The organism is Microbacterium pasadenense (genome assembly GCF_047246565.1).
Lineage (GTDB): Bacteria > Actinomycetota > Actinomycetes > Actinomycetales > Microbacteriaceae > Microbacterium.
The window spans coordinates 341194-358630 of the sequence record NZ_JBFOKN010000003.1; the positions used below are offsets into that span (position 1 = coordinate 341194).

Annotated in this window: 13 protein-coding genes and 1 pseudogene; 10 read left to right on the forward strand and 4 right to left on the reverse strand. The window is 71.6% G+C overall.

The annotated features are described in order from the left end of the window. The first annotated feature begins 2 nt into the window (after nucleotides 1-2). The 5 genes from AB3M83_RS12190 (at nucleotide 3) to AB3M83_RS12210 (ending at nucleotide 9346) form a co-directional block, all read left to right on the forward strand. Entirely contained in the window at nucleotides 3-2372 is a 2370-nt protein-coding gene (locus AB3M83_RS12190) for a glycoside hydrolase family 65 protein (RefSeq protein WP_412948481.1), read from the forward strand. A gap of 198 nt (nucleotides 2373-2570) precedes the next feature. Continuing rightward, the gene (locus tag AB3M83_RS12195; RefSeq protein ID WP_412948483.1) at nucleotides 2571-6830 is read left to right on the forward strand and encodes a DUF7933 domain-containing protein; all 4260 of its coding nucleotides are present in this window, start codon (nucleotides 2571-2573) and stop codon (nucleotides 6828-6830) included. Nucleotides 6831-6937: 107 nt separating this feature from the next. Beyond that, on the forward strand, nucleotides 6938-7402 hold the full coding sequence (locus AB3M83_RS12200) for a pilin N-terminal domain-containing protein (RefSeq protein ID WP_412948486.1): 465 nt from the start codon (nucleotides 6938-6940) through the stop codon (nucleotides 7400-7402). Nucleotides 7403-7421: 19 nt separating this feature from the next. Next, nucleotides 7422-7730 carry a DUF485 domain-containing protein gene (locus AB3M83_RS12205; protein WP_412948524.1) on the forward strand — a complete coding sequence of 103 codons (309 nt, stop codon included), beginning with the start codon at nucleotides 7422-7424 and terminating at the stop codon, nucleotides 7728-7730. Beyond that, nucleotides 7727-9346, forward strand: a complete 1620-nt coding sequence (locus tag AB3M83_RS12210; protein WP_412948488.1) for a solute symporter family protein — start codon at nucleotides 7727-7729, stop codon at nucleotides 9344-9346. Before AB3M83_RS12205 ends, AB3M83_RS12210 begins: the two co-directional genes overlap by 4 nt. Nucleotides 9347-9389: 43 nt before the next feature. Here the strand turns inward: AB3M83_RS12210 and AB3M83_RS12215 are convergent, their stop codons facing one another. Beyond that, nucleotides 9390-9929 (reverse strand): methylated-DNA--[protein]-cysteine S-methyltransferase, encoded by a 540-nt coding sequence (locus AB3M83_RS12215; RefSeq protein WP_412948490.1) that lies wholly within the window; start codon nucleotides 9927-9929, stop codon nucleotides 9390-9392. 195 nt (nucleotides 9930-10124) lie between these two features. Between AB3M83_RS12215 and AB3M83_RS12220 the strand changes: the two genes are divergently transcribed. Together AB3M83_RS12220 and AB3M83_RS12225 are read left to right on the forward strand one after the other, a co-directional pair. Next, entirely contained in the window at nucleotides 10125-13817 is a 3693-nt protein-coding gene (locus AB3M83_RS12220) for an AAA family ATPase (RefSeq protein WP_412948492.1), read from the forward strand. Continuing rightward, a complete protein-coding gene (locus AB3M83_RS12225; RefSeq protein ID WP_412948494.1) occupies nucleotides 13807-13992 on the forward strand; it encodes a hypothetical protein in 186 nt (61 codons plus the stop codon). The genes AB3M83_RS12220 and AB3M83_RS12225 overlap by 11 nt, the downstream gene beginning before the upstream one ends. Before the next feature lie 3 nt (nucleotides 13993-13995). Here the strand turns inward: AB3M83_RS12225 and mscL are convergent, their stop codons facing one another. Genes mscL through AB3M83_RS12240 form a run of 3 tightly spaced genes read right to left on the reverse strand, consistent with a single transcriptional unit; the run spans nucleotide 13996 to nucleotide 15350 of the window. Next, complete coding sequence (gene mscL / locus AB3M83_RS12230) at nucleotides 13996-14445, reverse strand: large conductance mechanosensitive channel protein MscL (RefSeq protein WP_412948496.1); 450 nt, start codon at nucleotides 14443-14445, stop codon at nucleotides 13996-13998. Between the two features lie 32 nt (nucleotides 14446-14477). Further along, nucleotides 14478-14747, reverse strand: a complete 270-nt coding sequence (locus AB3M83_RS12235; protein ID WP_412948498.1) for an FmdB family zinc ribbon protein — start codon at nucleotides 14745-14747, stop codon at nucleotides 14478-14480. 12 nt (nucleotides 14748-14759) lie between these two features. Next, nucleotides 14760-15350 (reverse strand): 5-formyltetrahydrofolate cyclo-ligase, encoded by a 591-nt coding sequence (locus AB3M83_RS12240; protein WP_412948500.1) that lies wholly within the window; start codon nucleotides 15348-15350, stop codon nucleotides 14760-14762. A gap of 82 nt (nucleotides 15351-15432) precedes the next feature. On the opposite strand from AB3M83_RS12240, the gene galU reads away from it, so the two are divergent. From galU to AB3M83_RS12255, 3 genes and pseudogenes are all read left to right on the forward strand, one after another. After that, complete coding sequence (gene galU, locus AB3M83_RS12245) at nucleotides 15433-16314, forward strand: UTP--glucose-1-phosphate uridylyltransferase GalU (protein WP_412948502.1); 882 nt, start codon at nucleotides 15433-15435, stop codon at nucleotides 16312-16314. An 18-nt stretch (nucleotides 16315-16332) separates the two neighbouring features. Then, nucleotides 16333-16962 carry a GNAT family N-acetyltransferase gene (locus AB3M83_RS12250; RefSeq protein ID WP_412948504.1) on the forward strand — a complete coding sequence of 210 codons (630 nt, stop codon included), beginning with the start codon at nucleotides 16333-16335 and terminating at the stop codon, nucleotides 16960-16962. A gap of 83 nt (nucleotides 16963-17045) precedes the next feature. After that, nucleotides 17046-17437 (forward strand): annotated as a pseudogene (locus AB3M83_RS12255) (large exoprotein); the annotation flags it as partial.

Sequence of the window (17437 nt, forward strand, 5' to 3'; positions counted from 1 at the left end):
GCGTGACTCGAGCTCTGCCCTTCGACATCTCGCCCTGGAGCATCGGCCTGATCGGCGTGGACGAATCCCAGCTGGCGCACCGGGAGTCGGTGTTCGCGCTCTCGAACGGCAACGTCGGATGGCGCGGCCTCCTCGACGAGGGCGAGCCGCACGGCATCCCGGGCAGCTACCTCAACGGCGTCTTCGAGGAACACCCGATGCCCTACGCCGAGGGCGGCTACGGGTACCCGAAAGCGGGTCAGAGCGTCATCAACGTGCCGAACGGCCAGGTCCTGCGGCTCACCGTCGACGACGAGCCGCTCGACGTCCGGCGCGGCACCCTCGCCGCGCACGAGCAGCGGCTCGACTTCCGCTCCGGGACGCTCGTACGCGACCTCACCTGGACCTCGCCCGCCGGGCGCACCGTCCGCGTCCGCACCGAGCGACTCGTGTCGCTCGGCCACCGCGCGGTCGCCGCCGTCCGCTACGAGGTCGAGGCGATCGACCACGCCGTCACCCTCACGCTGCAGTCCGAGCTGGTCGCCAACGAGCCCCTTCCTGAACCCCATCCCGACCCGCGCGTGCAGGAGGTCCTCGAGCGTCCGCTGCAGACCGCCGGCAGCTTCGTCCTCGGCACGAGCGCGACGCTCGTCCACGAGACCCGCACCAGCAGGCTCGGTGTCGCGGTCAGCATGGACCACCGGGTCGCCGCGTCGGGCTCCGCCACCCCGGAGGTGCGCACCGAGGCGTCCGGCGACCTCGCCCGCACCACCGTCACGGTGCGGATCGACCCGGGGGAGCGGCTCGAGGTCGTCAAGACCGTCGGGCACGAATGGGGCCGCGACCTGTCGGTCGGCGCTCTGCGCGACCGGGCCGAAGCCGCGGTCGCCGACGCCGTGCGCGACGGGTGGCACGGTCTCCTCGCCGGACAGCGGGAGCGGCTTGACGACTACTGGGCCTGCGCCGACGTCCGCATCGACGGGCAACCGCGCCTGCAGCAGGCGGTGCGCTTCGCCCTGTTCTCGGTGTTCCAGGCATCCGCCCGTGCCGAAGCGCGCTCCGTGCCGGGCAAGGGACTGACCGGCGCCGGATACTCGGGACACACGTTCTGGGACGTCGAGGCCTTCGTCCTGCCGGTGCTGACCTCGACCGCGCCGGGCGCCGCGAAAGAGGCCCTCCGCTGGCGGCACGCCACCCTCGATCACGCGCGCGCGCGTGCCCGCGAGCTGCACCTGCGCGGTGCCGCCTTCGCCTGGCGCACGATCGACGGCCGCGAGTCGTCGGGATACTGGCCGGCCAGCACCGTCGCCTTCCACCTCAACGCCGACATCGCCGCCGCCGTCGTCCACTACGTGCGGGCGACGGGCGACGTGGACTTCGAGCGGGACGCCGGCGTCGAGATCCTCGTCGAGACGGCCCGGCTGTGGGAGTCGCTCGGCCACCACGACGACGCCGGCCGATTCCACATCGACGGCGTCACCGGCCCCGACGAGTACTCCGCGATCGTCGACGACAACGTGTTCACCAACCTCATGGCGCGGGCGAACCTGCTCAGTGCGGCGGATGCCGCGCGCCGGCATCCCGACGTCGCCCGCAGCCTCGGGGTCGACGACGACGAGATCGGCGGGTGGACCCTCACCGCCGACGCGATGCACGTCCCGTTCGACGAACAGCGCCGGGTGCACCCGCAGTCGGCGGGCTTCACCGAGCGCGAGCGGTGGGACTTCGACGCGATGAGCTACGACGGCGAACTGCTGCAGAACCACGTCCCGTACTTCGACCTCTACCGCAAGCAGGTCGTCAAGCAGGCGGACCTTGTCCTCGCGCTGTTCTTCTGCACCGACGACTTCACCGCCGAGGAGAAGGCGCGGGCATTCCGCTACTACGAGCCGCTCACCGTCCGCGACTCGTCGCTGTCGGCGGCGGTGCAGGCGGTCATCGCGGCCGAAGTCGGCCACCTCGACCTCGCCGCGGACTACCTCGCCGAGGCGGCGACGATCGACCTCGACGATCTGCACGACAACACCGAGGAAGGCCTGCACATCGCGTCGCTCGCCGGCATCTGGACGGCCCTCACCGCCGGGTTCGGCGGCATGCGCGACACGGCGGACGGCCTGCGGTTCGCGCCGCGGCTGCCGCCGCAGCTGGCGGGCCTGAGCTTCGGCATCCGTGTTCACGGCCGCACCCTGCGCGTCGAGATCACGCCGGACGCCGCGAGCTACCGGATCACCGCCGGCGAGCCGCTGACGATCCATCATTTCGGCGAGCCGCTCGTGCTCGAGCCCGACACCGACGTGACCGTGCCGACGCCGCCGCTCGCGGATCCGGAGGAGCGGCCGACTCAGCCGCCGGGCCGGGAGCCGCGCGATTTCGACGCGGCATTCGCGACGTAGCGGCTCCATCGCCGAGCGCCGGCGACCCCCCTCCGAGAACGCGACGAAGCGTCTACGGGAAATTATGTTGACGCTGGGAGAAGCCTATGCGTAGGCTGTCTAGTGAAATTCGGGGGGATTTCGCACATCGTGCCCGTCTCCCCTCCTGCAGACTGGGCGCCTTGCCGGTCTGCTCGCCCGCTCTCCTCTGGCTGCTCCATGCCCCCCGCGAAGACCCCTCTTCGGCGTGCTCACGCGCGCGTGCCCCGCTCCGGCGTGCCGGCACTCGTCGGCGTCCTCATCCTCGCCCTCGTCGCCGGTCTCGTCGGAGTGGGTCAGGCTCCGGCGCTCGCGGACGTCGCGTCGGCGACCCCTGAGCCGACGCCGACATCGGCAGCCCCCGCTCCGTCGCCCTCGCCGACATCGGCAGCCCCCGCTCCGTCGCCCGCGCCCGAGACGCCGGTGCCGACGCCGTCGGCCGCTCCGGTCCCGTCGCCTCAGCCGTCGCCGTCGCCGTCGCCGGAGCCGACCGTCGTGCTCCCCCCGGTCGACGCGCCGTCCGCTCCGGCTCGCCGCAGCGCCCGCGAGTCGCGGCTCGCGATCGCCGCAGCCGACGCCCCCGAGGACCCGACCGTCGTCGCCGTGGAGGGCTTCGACGCGGCCGGGGACGGACTCCTGCGGCTTCCGGCCTACAGCGGCGGCGCGTACACCGCCGACGCCTACTGGCTCGACTACGCCCAGTGCAACGGCGTGATCGTCACCTACAACACGACGGGGTTCGGCTCGGGGGAGTGCACGTCCACGTCGGCGGACAACCAGCTCAACGCGCGCCTCAACGTGCGCCGGATGGCCGACGTCCTGGGACAGCTGAACGCGGGCGTCGCCGGCGGTGCGTCGGCCGGCGCGCCGGTCAACGGCTCCACCGCCGCCACCCGCAGCAACCGGGCGCTCGCCGAGTGGACCTCGGCCGGTTCCGGTGCCTCCGGAGCGACGCGCGTGCTCGCCCGCACCACCAGCCTCGGTGTCACGGCGCCGTCGGATCGCTACTACACGGCATCCATCGACGCGGTCGAAGCGTCGTGCCTGACGACGACCAGCCGCTCCCAGCTGACGATCTCGCTGACGGGATCCACGACGGCGACGAGCTCGCCGATCACGGCCTGCACCGACTCCCGCGCCTCGTTCTACACGTCGCCGACGATCAGCGGGCAGTCCGGCTGGGTCAACGGCGGCGCCTCGGTGCGTGCCGGACGCTTCACCTCGGATGCCGGCATCCTGCTGACCCCGGCGCAGCTCGCCGCCCTGCGCCCGGTCGTCCGGAACCTCAACCTCTCCAGCGGCGGCAACGACTTCGCGATCGACACGCTTCGCCTTCTCGACGCGACGCCCTCGCTCGACGTCGCGTTCGACTCGGACACCGCGACGGCCGGCACGCCGACGACCCTGACATTCACGGTGACGAACACGTCGGAGCTGGCATCGAAGCCGAACTGGACCTTCCGGAACCCGCTCCCGGCCGGGATGGTCGTGGCTCCCGCACCGGCGGTCGGCGGCACCTGCACCAGCGTGACCGGCACCGCCTACTCGGTGCAGGCGTCCGCCGGGGCATCCACCATCGCGGTGGCCGGCGGCGACCTGACCGCCGGTGCGACGAGCTGCACCGTCACCGTCGACGTCGTGGCGGCTGCCGCCGGCACGTACACCACCGACCCCGACGCCGTCGTCTCCGTCCTCAACGCGCCCGAGCCCGCGACGATCACCGTGGCGCCGGCCACCACGCTGACGGTCCAGAAGGACATCACCCGCCGCGCCGCATCCGCTGATCAGTTCCGGCTGTCGGTCGCCTCGGGCAGCGGCGAGATCGCCGCCATCACGACAGCGGGCACGGCCACCGGCATCCAGCCCCAGCGCATCGGACCGATCACCGTCACCCGAGGCGCGTCGTACACGATCGCCGAGACGGCGGTCGGGTCGTCCGCGCTGAACACCTACGCGAGCAGCTACCGATGCGTGCGGGGCGACGTCACCATCGCGACCGGCACCTCCGTCACGGGCGTCCTCGCGATCCCCGACGAGCCGGGCGCCGAGATCGTCTGCACCTTCACGAACACGCCTCAGGCCGCGACCCTGTACTGCGACACCACGTACTACTACGCCGTCCGTGCGAACGGCTCGCTCGCCCAGGTGAACGCCGCGACCTCCGCCGCCGCGACCCAGCTCTCCGGCGCCGTCACGGGCGCGACCGATGTGAACGCCCTCGGTGTCAACAGCCGCGGCACCGCCGCCTACGCCGTCGACCGCAATGCCGACGACACCGGAGTCGCGGCCGTCATTTCGTACACCATCCCGGGGACGACGGTGCAGGCATCCCGCACCACGCTGTCATCGTCTCGCGGCGCGCTCGTCGACCGGAACGGCGCCACGGTCGCCGGCTCGATCATCGCGGGCGCCGTCGACCCCGTCGCGGACGACGACCGGTTCATCATCGGCAAGGCGGCGGCCGGAGCGGTGCACCTGTGGGAGTACACGCCCGGCGCCAGCTCGCGCGCATTCCTCTACCTCGGCCGCATCGCCACCGGAACGAGCGCCGCCGAGAACGGCGACCTGTCGTTCGACGGCGAGGGGAACCTCCACATGGTCCAGACCGGCGCGGCGTCGACGAACGTCGGCATGTTCAGCGTCACCCGCGAGACGCTCGCCGCGGCGAACGGCGGCCTGCTGTCGTCGACCGCCACGACGCGGCGCGCGCTCAGCGCCACGGATGCCGGCTCCGACCTGACCGCCGTGAACGGCATGGCCTTCTCGCCCCGCGGCACCGTATACCTCGGCAACAGCACGCTGGGCTACCAGTTCGACCCCACCACGTGGGCGCGCATCCCGGGATCCGCGCGCACCACCATCGGCACGACGACCATGGCCGCGACGGACCTCGCTGCGTGCACCTCGCCCTCGACGATGTCGCTCGACAAGCGCGTCGTCGGGCGCGTGAGCGCGACCGACCAGTTCCGGATCTCCGTGTCGGCCGGATCCGTCGAGGCGGCGGCGACGACCACCACGGGAACGGGCGGCGTGTCGATCGGGCCGATCCCGGTCCAGATCGACACGACGATCACCATCGCCGAGACGATGACGGCGGGGTCGGCCTCGAGCCTCGCCGCGTACACCACCGTCTACGAATGCTGGGCCGGCGGGGTGCGCATCGCGACCGGCACCGAGAAGTCCGGGGCGGTGCGGATACCGAACCGGCTCAGCGTGGGCGTCGCCTGCACCTTCACCAACTCGCCCTCGCCCATCGCGACCGTCCGGGTGACCAAGTTCGTCGAGGCCTGGAACGGCGCCGACCGCGACCCGGCCGCAGGGTGGACGATGACCACGACCGCCGTGGCGAACGCGGGGAGCACCGTCACCAGCCTCCCGGCCCGCGAGCCGTCGCAGCAGACCGGGACGGACGGCCGTGCGACGTGGCAGCTGCTGTTCGGCGCGTCCACGCACCGCGCCCGCATCACGGTGGCCGAGACCGCCCAGTCCGGCTACCGCTACCAGAGCCTCGTCTGCACGGTGAACGGGACCACGGCCGCCACGACGGTGACGCAGACGACCAGCCAGGTGCGCGGCACCGTGAACGTCGACGTCAGCCCCGGTGCGACCGTCGACTGCGCCTTCACCAACCGGCCCGTCGCCACCCTGACGCTCGTCAAGCGCGTGGCCAACGGGTCCGCCCAGCCGGCGGAGTGGCGGCTCGCGGCCACCGGGCCGACCGGCGCCCTGGCAGGGCCCGCAGGAGCCAGCGGCTCGGCGACGGCATCCGGCGTCCAGGTCAGCGCCGACGCCGGCTACCGCCTCTCCGAGACCGGCGGTCCCGCCACCTACGTGCAGTCCGGGTCGTGGCAGTGCACGGATGCCGCGGGCGAGACGGTCCCGGTGTCGGCCGCGGGCGACGTCGCCCCGGCTCGCGGAAGCGCCGTCACCTGCACCGTGACGAACGCCACGGCGACGCTCACCGTGCTGAAGCGGGTGGAAGGCGCGGTCCCCGGCTTTCAGCCCTCCGACTGGACTCTGACCGCCACGCCGGCTGCGCTCGCAGGCGGCCTGCTGCCTCCGCAGACCCGCATCGGCGCCGACTACGACGCCGGCGGCAACGGCGCCAACACGTTCGAGGTCCGGCCCGGCCACAGCTACACGCTGACGGAGGCGGTCCGCGATCCCTCGCGCCGCCTCGCCTTCGACCTGCTCCGCCTGGAGCGCCTCGACGGGTCCCGCTGGACGCCGGTGGCCTCGGGGACCGTCTCGGCCCCGGCGCCCGGCGGGTCGGCGACCTACCGGTTCGTCAATGCGCCGATCGCGCCGCCGACGATCCTCCCGCTCACCGGCGGGCTCAGCGCCGACGCGTTCCTGATCACCGGGGGCGCCACGGTCGCCCTCGGTGTGATCCTGGCCGCCGCCTACTCATGGCGACGGCGGGGGAGGAGCGCCATCTGATCGACCTCGCGGCTCCCACCCCTTTCCCCTTTCCCGACCGATCCCCAGATCCCTCGACCACCCCACTCACCTCACTCACCTCAGATCCCTCACTCAGGAGACACACCATGTCAACCACGTTCACCAGGCGCGTCGGCGCCACCCTCGCGGTGGCCGCCCTCGCGGTGCTGGCCGGCCTCGGCGCGGCCGCACCCGCCAGCGCCGCTCCCGGCAACATCGACCCGTCCATCCCGCGCAGCCTCACCGTGCACAAGTACGAGCTCGGCCCTACGAGCCCGCAGGTCAGCGGCACGGGTCAGGAGATCCCCGGCGGCATCCCGAACGGCGTGCCGATCGAGGGCGTCACCTTCACGGCGACGCTCGTTCCCGACGTCAACCTGCAGACGGCCGCCGGGTGGACCCGGGCCGACAGCCTGACGCCCACCTCAGCCGCTCCGCTGGCCACCGGCCAGAGCTGGACGGCGATCACGGGACCGACCGGCACCGCGGCGTTCGAGTCCGCCACGGGCCCGATGCCCATCGGCCTCTACCTCGTGCGCGAGACGGCGGCACCGGCGTCCGTCACCCCGTGAGACCGCGGGAGGGACAGCCATCGACTATGTCGCGGTGGAGTCGTCCCCGCGGTTCGTCGAGCTGAAGAGGAAACATCGGAGCGTGGTGTTCCCACTCGCCGTGCTGTTCCTCGTCTGGTACTTCGTCTACGTCCTGCTGTCGTCGTTCGCCCCCGACTTCATGGGCCAGCACGTCTGGGGCAACATCACCGTCGGGCTGCTGTTCGGGCTCGGCCAGTTCGTCACGACCTTCGCCATCACGATGGGGTACGTGTCGTTCGCGAACCGCAGGCTCGACCCCATCTCGTCCGAGATCCGCCAGGAGCTCGAGGAGCAGGAGAAGCGATGAACCCGGTCCTGCTCTCAGCCGTTCCCGGCTCGACCGCCGAGAACAACCCGATCCTGAACATCTCGATCTTCGGCGCCTTCGTCGCGGTGACGCTGTTCATCGTGATCCGCGCCAGCCGCAACAACAAGACGGCGGCGGACTACTACGCCGCCGGCCGGTCCTTCACCGGCCCGCAGAACGGCTTCGCGATCGCCGGCGACTACCTGTCGGCGGCATCCTTCCTCGGCATCTGCGGTGCGATCGCGCTGAACGGCTACGACGGCTTCCTGTACTCGATCGGCTTCCTGGTGGCGTGGCTCGTCGCGCTGCTGCTGGTCGCCGAGCTCATGCGCAACACCGGCAAGTTCACGATGGCCGACGTCCTGTCGTTCCGTCTCAAGCAGCGTCCCGTCCGGCTCGCGGCCGCGATCACCACCCTCGCGGTCTGCTTCTTCTACCTGCTCGCGCAGATGGCCGGCGCCGGCGGACTCGTGTCGCTGCTGCTCGGCATCCAGGAGCAGATCGGCCAGTCGATCGTGGTCGCCGTCGTCGGCGTCCTGATGATCGTCTACGTGCTGATCGGCGGCATGAAGGGAACGACCTGGGTGCAGATCGTCAAGGCCTTCCTGCTCATCGGCGGCGCGATCGTCATGACGATCTGGGTGCTCGCGATCAACGGGTTCAGCTTCGATGCCCTCCTGGGCAAGGCGGTCGAGGCGTCGACGGCGGAGAACCCGGCCGACATCCTGGCTCCGGGCCTGCAGTACGGCGCGAACCCGTGGGACTTCATCTCGCTCGCGATCGCGCTCGTGCTGGGCACGGCGGGTCTGCCGCACGTGCTGATGCGCTTCTACACGGTCCCGACCGCGAAGGAGGCCCGTCGCTCCGTGGTGTGGGCGATCTGGCTGATCGGTCTCTTCTACCTGCTGACCCTCGTGCTCGGCTACGGCGCGGCCTACCTCGTCGGCCCCGACGTCATCCGGGCGGCACCGGGCGGCGTGAACAGCGCGGCACCGCTGCTGGCGGCGGCTCTCGGCGGACCGCTGCTGCTCGGGTTCATCTCGGCGGTCGCGTTCGCGACGATCCTCGCGGTCGTCGCCGGCCTGACGATCACGGCGGCGGCGTCCTTCGCCCACGACATCTATGCGAACGTCGTGAAGAAGGGCGACGTCCCGCCGGACGGCGAGGTCAAGGTCGCCCGTCGCACGGTCATCGTGATCGGCATCCTCGCCATCCTCGGCGGAATCGGCGTGCAGGGGCAGAACATCGCCTTCCTCGTGGCGCTGGCCTTCGCGGTCGCCGCCTCGGCGAACCTGCCGACGATCCTGTTCTCGCTGTTCTGGCGCAGGTTCACCACGCGCGGCGCAGTGTGGAGCATGTACGGCGGCCTCGCCGCCGCCATCATCCTCATCGTGCTCTCGCCGGTGTTCTGGGGCACCGAGACCAGCGTGTTCAAGAACGTCGGCACCGCGATCTGGCCGCTCAACAACCCGGGCATCGTCTCGATCCCGCTCGGATTCCTGCTCGGCTGGCTCGGTTCGGTCACCTCGCGGAAGGCGGAGGACCCGAAGAAAGCCGCCGAGATGGAGGTCCGTTCCCTGACCGGCTACGGCGCCGAGAAGGCGGTCGAGCACTGACGCGCGGATAGCCCGCCATCGATCCGAGGCGGGAGCGGACGGCCTACTCGTCCGCTCCCGCCTCGAGTGCGTCCGCCTCGAGTGCGTCCGCCTCGAGTGCGAGCAGGAACCGCTTGCGCTCGGGATGCCCGCCGTACTCGCCGATGGAGCCGTCACTGCGGACGACGCGATGAGCGGGAAGGACGACCGACCAGGGGGTCCGCGCGCACGCGGTCCCGACCGCCCGGTTCGCGCCGGGGGAGCCGGCTGCGATGGCGATCTCGGCGTAGGACGCCGTCTCGCCGTACGGCACGTCGAGGACCGCCTCGAGGGCGCGGCGGGTGAATCCGGACGCCAGGCGCCAGTCGAGCGGCACGTCGAACGAGCGCCGTCTCCCGGCGAAGTACTCGTCGAGCTGCGCCGCCACGGCCGCCGCCGCCCCGGCATCCTCGGCCGGCACGGTGTGCAGGAGGAGGCTCAGCCGGGCGACCTCGGCATACGCGGGTCCATCCAGCACGGAGAGGGCGGCGAGGCCCTCCTCGGTCATCAGGAGGAGGGCCTCGCCGATCGGCGTCGGGTGCACCGCGTACGCTGCGAACGTCATGGCATCATCATGACGCGGGTCGCCGCCCGATCCGGCCCGCGGCCATGCGGCGGGGGACAACGACTTGGAATCGCCGCCTGGGGAGAAGAATGCGACGGGTCGGCCCGCAGATCCGGCGAAACTCGGCCGCTGTTCCCGCATTCCCCAGGTCGCCCGCCTAGTCTTTCTCCTGTGTGGCGAGCGGAGAGTGGTGCGATGCGCGGCGAGGATGCTGAGCGCGCGGCCGAGGTGAGCCCTGCGGACGTGTCCGTGTCCGACCCCGACGTCATCGTCATGCACGCCGCGGTGCCCGAGCAGAAGCGGCTTCGCGAGGAGGCGGCGCAGCTGGGCGGACCGTCGACCCTGCTGCACTACCAGGACGGCGGCGACGTCGGCATCGACATCACGAAGGCGCATCCCGGCAGCCTGCCGCAGTTCATCACGGGACGGCCGACCCTGCTGTCGAACATGTTCCGCGACGAGGTCGCGCTGCGCACGGCGCGGCTGGCGGCCGAGCGGATCACCGCGAAGGACGTCGAGCTGCGCACCTCCCGAGGACTGGACACCGTGCACCTGGCCATCGGGATGGCGTCCTGGCGACTGGGCGGCGTGACGTGCACCGCTCCCGTCCTCCTGCGACCCCTGCAGATCCGCCGGCACCACTCCGACTTCGATCTGCGCCTGCACGGCGCGTTCGCGATCAACCCCGAACTGGTCACCGCCGCGCGCATCCACTTCGGCATCGATCTCGACGGGGCGGCGCTCGCCGACCTCGCGCACGACGGCGGAGTCTTCCAGCCGCAGCCGGTCATCGACCACCTGCGCGCGCTGACCGCCCACATCCCGACCTTCACCGTCCTGCCACGGCTGGTCGTCTCGACGTTCGCGGATGTCGCATCCGACATGGAGCGGGATGCCGTCTCGCTCGATCACCCGGTCCTCAATGCCCTCGCCGGCCACCCCGCCGACCGCGAGCGCCTCTCGTTCGTCCGCCCCCAGCCCCGGTCGGTGAGCTCCGACGATCGCCCGCCGGCATCGGACCGGCTCCTCCTCGACGCGGACAGCGAGCAGGAGGCGGTGCTCGCGCGCATCGCCGAAGGGCAGTCGCTCGCCGTCCACACTCTCCCCGGCACCGGCGGGACCCAGACGGTCATCAACGCCGTGGGCGAGCTCGTCCGATCGGGCAAGCGCGTCCTCGTCGTGAGCGCCCGCCGCTCGACGCTCGACGGCGTCCGGCACCGCCTCGCCGGCATCGGCCTGCCCGGCCTCGCCGTCTCGCCGACGCGGCTGCACCGCGACCTGATCCGCGCGATCGCCCGCAACGAGAAGGCGGAGCCGCCGAAGGTCGCCGAGGTCGACGACGCCCTGGTGCGGCTGCGGACGGTGCTGCGCGACTACCGCGCCGCCCTCACGCAGCGCCACGCGTCGGTCGGCATCTCCCCGCTCGAGGCGCTGCACGAGCTGACCACGCTCGCCGCCCACGATCCGCAGCCGACGGCGACGACCCGTTTCGACCTCTCGACGGTGCAGCGGCTCGCGACCCGTCGCGCGGAGGCGGCGCAGACCCTCGCGAACGCGGCGCGCCTCGGCGAGTTCCGCTTCGGCCCCGACGATTCGCCCTGGTACGGCGTCGCCTTCTCGACGACCGACGACGCGCGCGCCGCGCACGCGCTGGCGGGGAAGCTGCACCGCACCGAGGTTCCCGGCATCCTCGAACGCGGTTACGAGCTCATCGGCCAGACCCGCATGCGGCCGTTCACGACCATCGCCGAGCTGGGCTCGTACATCCAGCTGCTGCAGGGCATCCGCGCCTCGCTCGACCGCTTCAGCCTCACCGTGTTCGAGCGGCCGCTGACCGATCTCATCGCCGCGCACTCTTCGCGCCGCGAGTCCAGCACGATGACGAGCGCCAACCGGCGTCGCCTGCGGCGCCTGTCGAAGGAGTACGTGCGCCCCGGCATGCACGTCACCGACATGCACGAAGCCCTCGTCAAGGTGCAGAACCAGCGCACCCAGTGGCAGCGCCTGGTCGAGGCGGGCGTCACGCCCGAGATCCCGCTCGGGCTGGACGACGTCGCCTCCGCGTGGCAGCGCGCGAGCGCGCACCTGGCCGACCTCGACGCATCGCTCGGCCGCACCGAGCCGCTCGCCGGCCTGCCCATCCCGCAGCTGCTCCGGACGCTCGCGGGGCTCGCCGCGGCATCCGACGTCTTCGACAACCTCATCGAGCGCGCGACCCTGCGCGGCGACCTCGCCCAGCTCGGCCTCGAGCCGCTGCTCACCGAGCTCTCCACGCGGCACGTGCCCGAGGCCGACGTCGCCGTCGAGTTCGAGTACGCCTGGTGGCGCTCCGCCCTCGAGGCGATGCTGCGCTCGGACCGCGCTCTCCTGGGCGCGAACACCCCCGTCGTCGATCGCCTCGAGCGCGACTTCCGTCTGGTCGACGAGGCGCACGCCGGCTCGTCGGGACCGCTGCTGGCCTCGGAGCTCGCCAAGCGGTGGCGGATCGCCATCGTCGACGAGCCCCGCGAGGCGTCGTCGCTCAAGAGCGCGCTGCGCGCCGGGACCGCGTCGGCGAACGAGCTCGTGGCATCCGCCCCGACCCTCATGCGCGTGCTCGCCCCGGTGTGGCTCGCATCGCCGTACGAGGTGCCCGCGGTGCCCGATCACCCCGAGTTCGACGTCGTGATCATCGCGGATGCCGCGGCCCTCTGCCTCGCCGAGGCCGCTCCCGCGCTGCGGCGGGCACGGCAGGTCGTCGTGTTCGGCGACCCCGTCACGCAGAAGCCGACGCCGTTCCGGCTCTGGTCGGGGCGCGGTGACGAGCCCGATGAGCCCGAGGTGCCGTTCGACGACGTCAGCGTCTTCCAGCGGATGACCGAGCTGGTCCCCGTCGAGACCCTCACCCGCAGTTACCGCGCCGGCGGCGAGGACCTCGCCGAGCTCGTGAACGATGCGTTCTACGACGGTCGTCTCGTCTCGCTGCCGTGGGCGGGCTCGTACCTCGGTCGCGGCAGCCTCAGCGTCGACTACGTCGAGGGCGGCACCGGCGCGCCGGATCCCGACACCGGCGCCGTCGAGAGCCCCGACACGGAGGTCGCGCGCGTCGTGACGCTCGTCGTCGAGCACGCCATCAACCGGCCCGCCGAGTCGCTCATGGTCGTCACCGCGTCCACGCGTCACGCCGAGCGGGTCCGCGCCGCCGTGTCCGAGGCGTTCGCCGGGCGCTCCGACGTCGCCGACTTCGTCGGTCGCGAGACCGCCGAGCCGTTCGCCGTGCTCGGCCTCGAGGAGTCGGTCGCCGAGAGCCGGGACCGCGTCATCTTCTCGCTCGGCTTCGGCCTCACCAAGCACGGCCGTGTCCTCAGCGACTTCGGCGACCTGTCCACCCCGGACGGCGAGCGACTGCTGACCGTCGGCATGACGCGCGCCCGCCGCTCCATGGTGATCGTGTCGTCGATCCGCCCGTCCGCCTTCGACGAGGGCCGGCTCACGCACGGCGCCGCGACCCTGATGTCGATCCTCGGCAGCGTCGCCGCCCGCGGCCGCGATGCCCGCCTCGAGGATCTCGCCGACCCGTTGACGCTGACCCTCGCGCAGCACCTCCGCGCCCTGGGAGTGTCGGTCGACGTGCACTACCGCGGCGGTCTGCTGCCCCTGGTCGCCCAGTACAAGGGCAAGGCGGTCGTCGCCGACCTCGACGTCGAGAGCCGTCCGGAGAGTCTCCGCGAGACACTGCGGCGCCGGCCGCAGATTTTGCGACGCCTGGGCTGGCACTACGTGCGCGTCCACGCGTTCGAGGTCTACAACGATCCCGCCACCGTGGCGATGCGCATCGCGGGGGTCATCGGGGTCCAGCCCGAGACGCCCGCGGCTCCGGGCTCGACCCAGCCGATCGATGTCGACTGAGCGACAGCGCGTCGAGCGGGTTCCGGGTTCGCGGCGCGCGAAGCTCACTCCTGCGCCGGGAACCGATCCGGATCCGCACGTGGAGACGACGGATGCCCCGGTGCGCCGAGGCGCCGCCGAGGCATCCGGTCCGAACGACGAGCGGTTGCGGAACGACGTCCCGCCGCACTACTGAGCGTCAGCGGACCTGCGGCGGAACGGTCGGCGCGCTCGAGGGCGTGCCACGCTGCTGCTCGAGCAGGTCGCGGATCTGGACGAGCAGCTCCGACTCGGTGGGGAGCTTCGACTCGGGCTCCTCGACGACCCCCGCCTTGCGCGCCTGGCGCTCCTTCCAGACGTTCATCGGCAGCACGAAAACGAAGTAGACGACCAGGGCGACGGCGAGGAAGCTGATCACGGCACTGATCAGCCCTCCGATCGGGAAGGTCACCGGACCGTGGAGGCCTTCGACGGCCGGCCCCACCTGGCCGGATTCGGGATCGGTCTGCCAGACCAGCGCGATGAGCGGCGTGATGACGCTGGCGACGATCGCGTTCACCACGGCCGTGAACGCTGCGCCGATGACGACGGCGACGGCGAGGTCGATGACGTTGCCGCGCATGATGAAGTCTTTGAAGCCCTGGATCACGGACGTTCCTTTCGCCGCCGGCGGAGCCGGGACTACGAACCCGCGGCTGCGGGGGAAGCGGATGCCTCGGATTTCGATGATGACGGAGATGCCGAGGCCCCGCCACCGGACGCGCCGGACGCTGCAGCACGCGAATCGGTGCGGTAGAACCCGCCGCCGTTGAAGGTGACGCCGATCGACCCGTACTGCTTGCGCAGCTTGCCGCCGCACTCGGGGCAGTCGCTGAGTGCGGCGTCCGAGAACGACTGGACGGCGTCGAAGCGGTGGCCGCACTGGGTGCAGGCGTAGGCGTAGGTAGGCATGGGACCTCGAGATCAGCGGGTGTTGAGGGGGATGGTCTGGGTGGGCGTCACGACGCCCGAGACGGGCTGGTCGTGCAGGTCGCGGGGGACCTCGTCGACGAACTCGGAATCGAAGATGACGGCGTAGACGGGAGGGCAGTGCTCCATCGACCCGATGGTCTTGTCGAAGTAGCCGCGGCCCCAGCCGAGCCGCATCCCGGAGCGGTCGACGGCGGCGGCGGGGATGACGAGCAGGTCGACGTCGTTGACGGCGTCGGGGCTGAGCAGCTCGCCGACGGGCTCCGGCATCCCGAACATGCCCTCGGCCGTCGCCCCCTCCGCTTCGGCGACCGCCCAGTCGAGGAGACCGTCCGCACGCGTGATGGGGAGGAGGACACGGATGCCGCGGGCCACGGCGGCCGCGATGAACTCGCGCGTGCCGGGCTCGGTCGTCGTGGACAGGAAGCACGACATCGACGAGACACCGAAGTCGTTCGTCAGCCGGTCGAGCTGCGCGGTGATGCCGGCGGAGGCCTCCTCGAGCGCGGCGGCGGAGCGCTGCTGGCGGCGCTCGCGGAGCTCGGCGCGGAGTGCGCGCTTCTCACTGTCGATGGAGCCGTCCATCCTCCGATTCTAGGTGGACACGCCCCGCGGTCCGGCGTCAAGCCGACCGAACGCGACGCTCGGGAAATGTAGGGTGTCCATCATGTCTCAGCGCAAGCGCATCAAGGCCGTCATCCCCGCTGCGGGTCTGGGTACCCGATTCCTCCCCGCCACCAAGGCGATGCCGAAGGAGATGCTCCCGGTCGTCGACAAGCCGGCCATCCAGTACGTGGTGGAAGAGGCGGTCACGGCGGGTATCGACGATGTGCTGATCATCCTCGGGCGCAACAAGAACAACATCTCCAACCATTTCGACGCGGTGCCCGAGCTCGAGAGCAACCTCGAGAAGAAGGGCGACCTCGAAAAGCTCGACCGGGTCAAGAAGTCCTCGGACCTCGGCGACATCCACTACCTGCGCCAGGGCGAGCCCAAGGGGCTCGGCCACGCCGTGCTGCGGTCGCGGTCGCACGTCGGGGACACCACCTTCGCGGTGCTGCTCGGCGACGACCTGATCGACGCCCGCGACCCGCTGCTGGACAGGATGCTCGACCAGAACGAGGCGACCGGCCTGACGGTCGTCGCGCTGATGGAAGTGTCTCCCGAGCAGATCCACATGTACGGTGCGGCCGCCGTCGAGCCGACCGACGACCCCGACATCGTGAAGGTCACCGGCCTCGTCGAGAAGCCGAAGAAGGAGGACGCTCCCTCCAACTACGCCATCATCGGCCGCTACGTCCTCACGCCGGGCGTGTTCGACATCCTCGAGCGCACCGAGCCGGGCAAGGGCGGTGAGATCCAGCTGACCGATGCGCTGCAGGAGCTGGCGGAGACCGACGGCGTCTACGGCGTCATCTTCCGCGGTCGCCGCTACGACACCGGCGACCGCGCCGACTACATCAAGGCCATCGTGCAGCTGGCGGTCGACCGCGACGACCTCGGCGTCGAGCTGCGGCCCTGGCTGAAGGACTTCGCCGCCGGCCTCTGACGGCCGGCAGGGGGAACGATGGACGGCACGCTGCTGCGCGCGCACGGCCCGGTGTCGATCCGGCTCGTCCGCAGTCGCGACGCACGGCCGCTGCAGAACGAACTCGTGCAGAACCGCGCATGGCTGCGCCAGTGGGAGGCGACGAGCCCCGACGGGCCGGTCTCGCTGGACATGCGCAGCGGCGTGCGGCGGCTGCTGCAGCAGCATCGTGACGGCGTCGGCATCCCGCTCGTCATGGAGTACGACGGGGAGGTCGCCGGTCAGCTGAACGTGTGGGGGATCGCCCGCGGCTCGCTGTCGTCTGCCACGATCGGCTACTGGGTCGGCGAGCGGTTCGCCGGGCGCGGGATCACCCCCACCTCGGTCGCCCTCGCCACCGACCTGTGCTTCGAGGACATGCGGCTGCACCGCATGGAGATCTGCATCCGGCCGGAGAACGCGAAGAGCCTCCGCGTGGTCGAGAAGCTCGGCTTCCGCTACGAGGGGCTGCGGCGGCGGTACATCCACATCGACGGCGACTGGCGCGATCACTACGCGTTCGCGCTCACGCGGGAGGACGTCCCGGGCGGCGTGCTGAACCGGTGGGTGACGGGCCGGGTGCCGGAGGATGCGGCATCCGTTCCCCCCGCGGACCGCCTGCCGGACTGAGCGCAACCTTCATCCTGAACAAGAACCTCAGACACGCGCGCGGGATGCGGCGTGTCGTCCCCCCGCGACCGTACGGTGGGCGCATGGGTGAGCAGGTTCTGGGTGGCGGTGTGATCGTCCTCGTCGCCGTGCTGCTGTGGCTCGTGTACCTGCTGCCGTCGTGGCACAGCCGCCATCAGTACCACGCGGCCGAGCGCAACGCCGTGCGCCTGAACCAGGCGCTGCGGGTGCTCGCCGAGACCAGCGAGACCCCGACCGAGGTGCACCTCGAGCTGAACGCTCGCACCGCCCTCGCGCAGCAGCGTCTCGCGCGCCGTGCGCAGGTCGAGCAGGAGAGCGCGAGCCTCGAGGCCGCGCGAGCCGAGCTCGCCGCCGCCAAGGCGCAGGCCGTCCTCGACCGGGAACGCGCCCGCGCCGAGCGCCGCCAGGCCGCCGCCGACGCCGCCCTCGCGCAGCAGCGCGCGCGGGCCGAGGC

Excerpts from the sequence above, each read along its gene's own strand:
- AB3M83_RS12195 (WP_412948483.1), top strand. The coding sequence starts at position 2,571 with ATGCCCCCCGCGAAGACCCCTCTTCGGCGTGCTCACGCGCGCGTGCCC.
- AB3M83_RS12200 (WP_412948486.1), top strand. The coding sequence starts at position 6,938 with ATGTCAACCACGTTCACCAGGCGCGTCGGCGCCACCCTCGCGGTGGCC.
- AB3M83_RS12210 (WP_412948488.1), top strand. The coding sequence starts at position 7,727 with ATGAACCCGGTCCTGCTCTCAGCCGTTCCCGGCTCGACCGCCGAGAAC.
- AB3M83_RS12215 (WP_412948490.1), bottom strand. The coding sequence starts at position 9,929 with ATGACGTTCGCAGCGTACGCGGTGCACCCGACGCCGATCGGCGAGGCC.
- AB3M83_RS12220 (WP_412948492.1), top strand. The coding sequence starts at position 10,125 with ATGCGCGGCGAGGATGCTGAGCGCGCGGCCGAGGTGAGCCCTGCGGAC.
- AB3M83_RS12225 (WP_412948494.1), top strand. The coding sequence starts at position 13,807 with ATGTCGACTGAGCGACAGCGCGTCGAGCGGGTTCCGGGTTCGCGGCGC.
- AB3M83_RS12235 (WP_412948498.1), bottom strand. The coding sequence starts at position 14,747 with ATGCCTACCTACGCCTACGCCTGCACCCAGTGCGGCCACCGCTTCGAC.
- AB3M83_RS12240 (WP_412948500.1), bottom strand. The coding sequence starts at position 15,350 with ATGGACGGCTCCATCGACAGTGAGAAGCGCGCACTCCGCGCCGAGCTC.
- galU (WP_412948502.1), top strand. The coding sequence starts at position 15,433 with ATGTCTCAGCGCAAGCGCATCAAGGCCGTCATCCCCGCTGCGGGTCTG.
- AB3M83_RS12250 (WP_412948504.1), top strand. The coding sequence starts at position 16,333 with ATGGACGGCACGCTGCTGCGCGCGCACGGCCCGGTGTCGATCCGGCTC.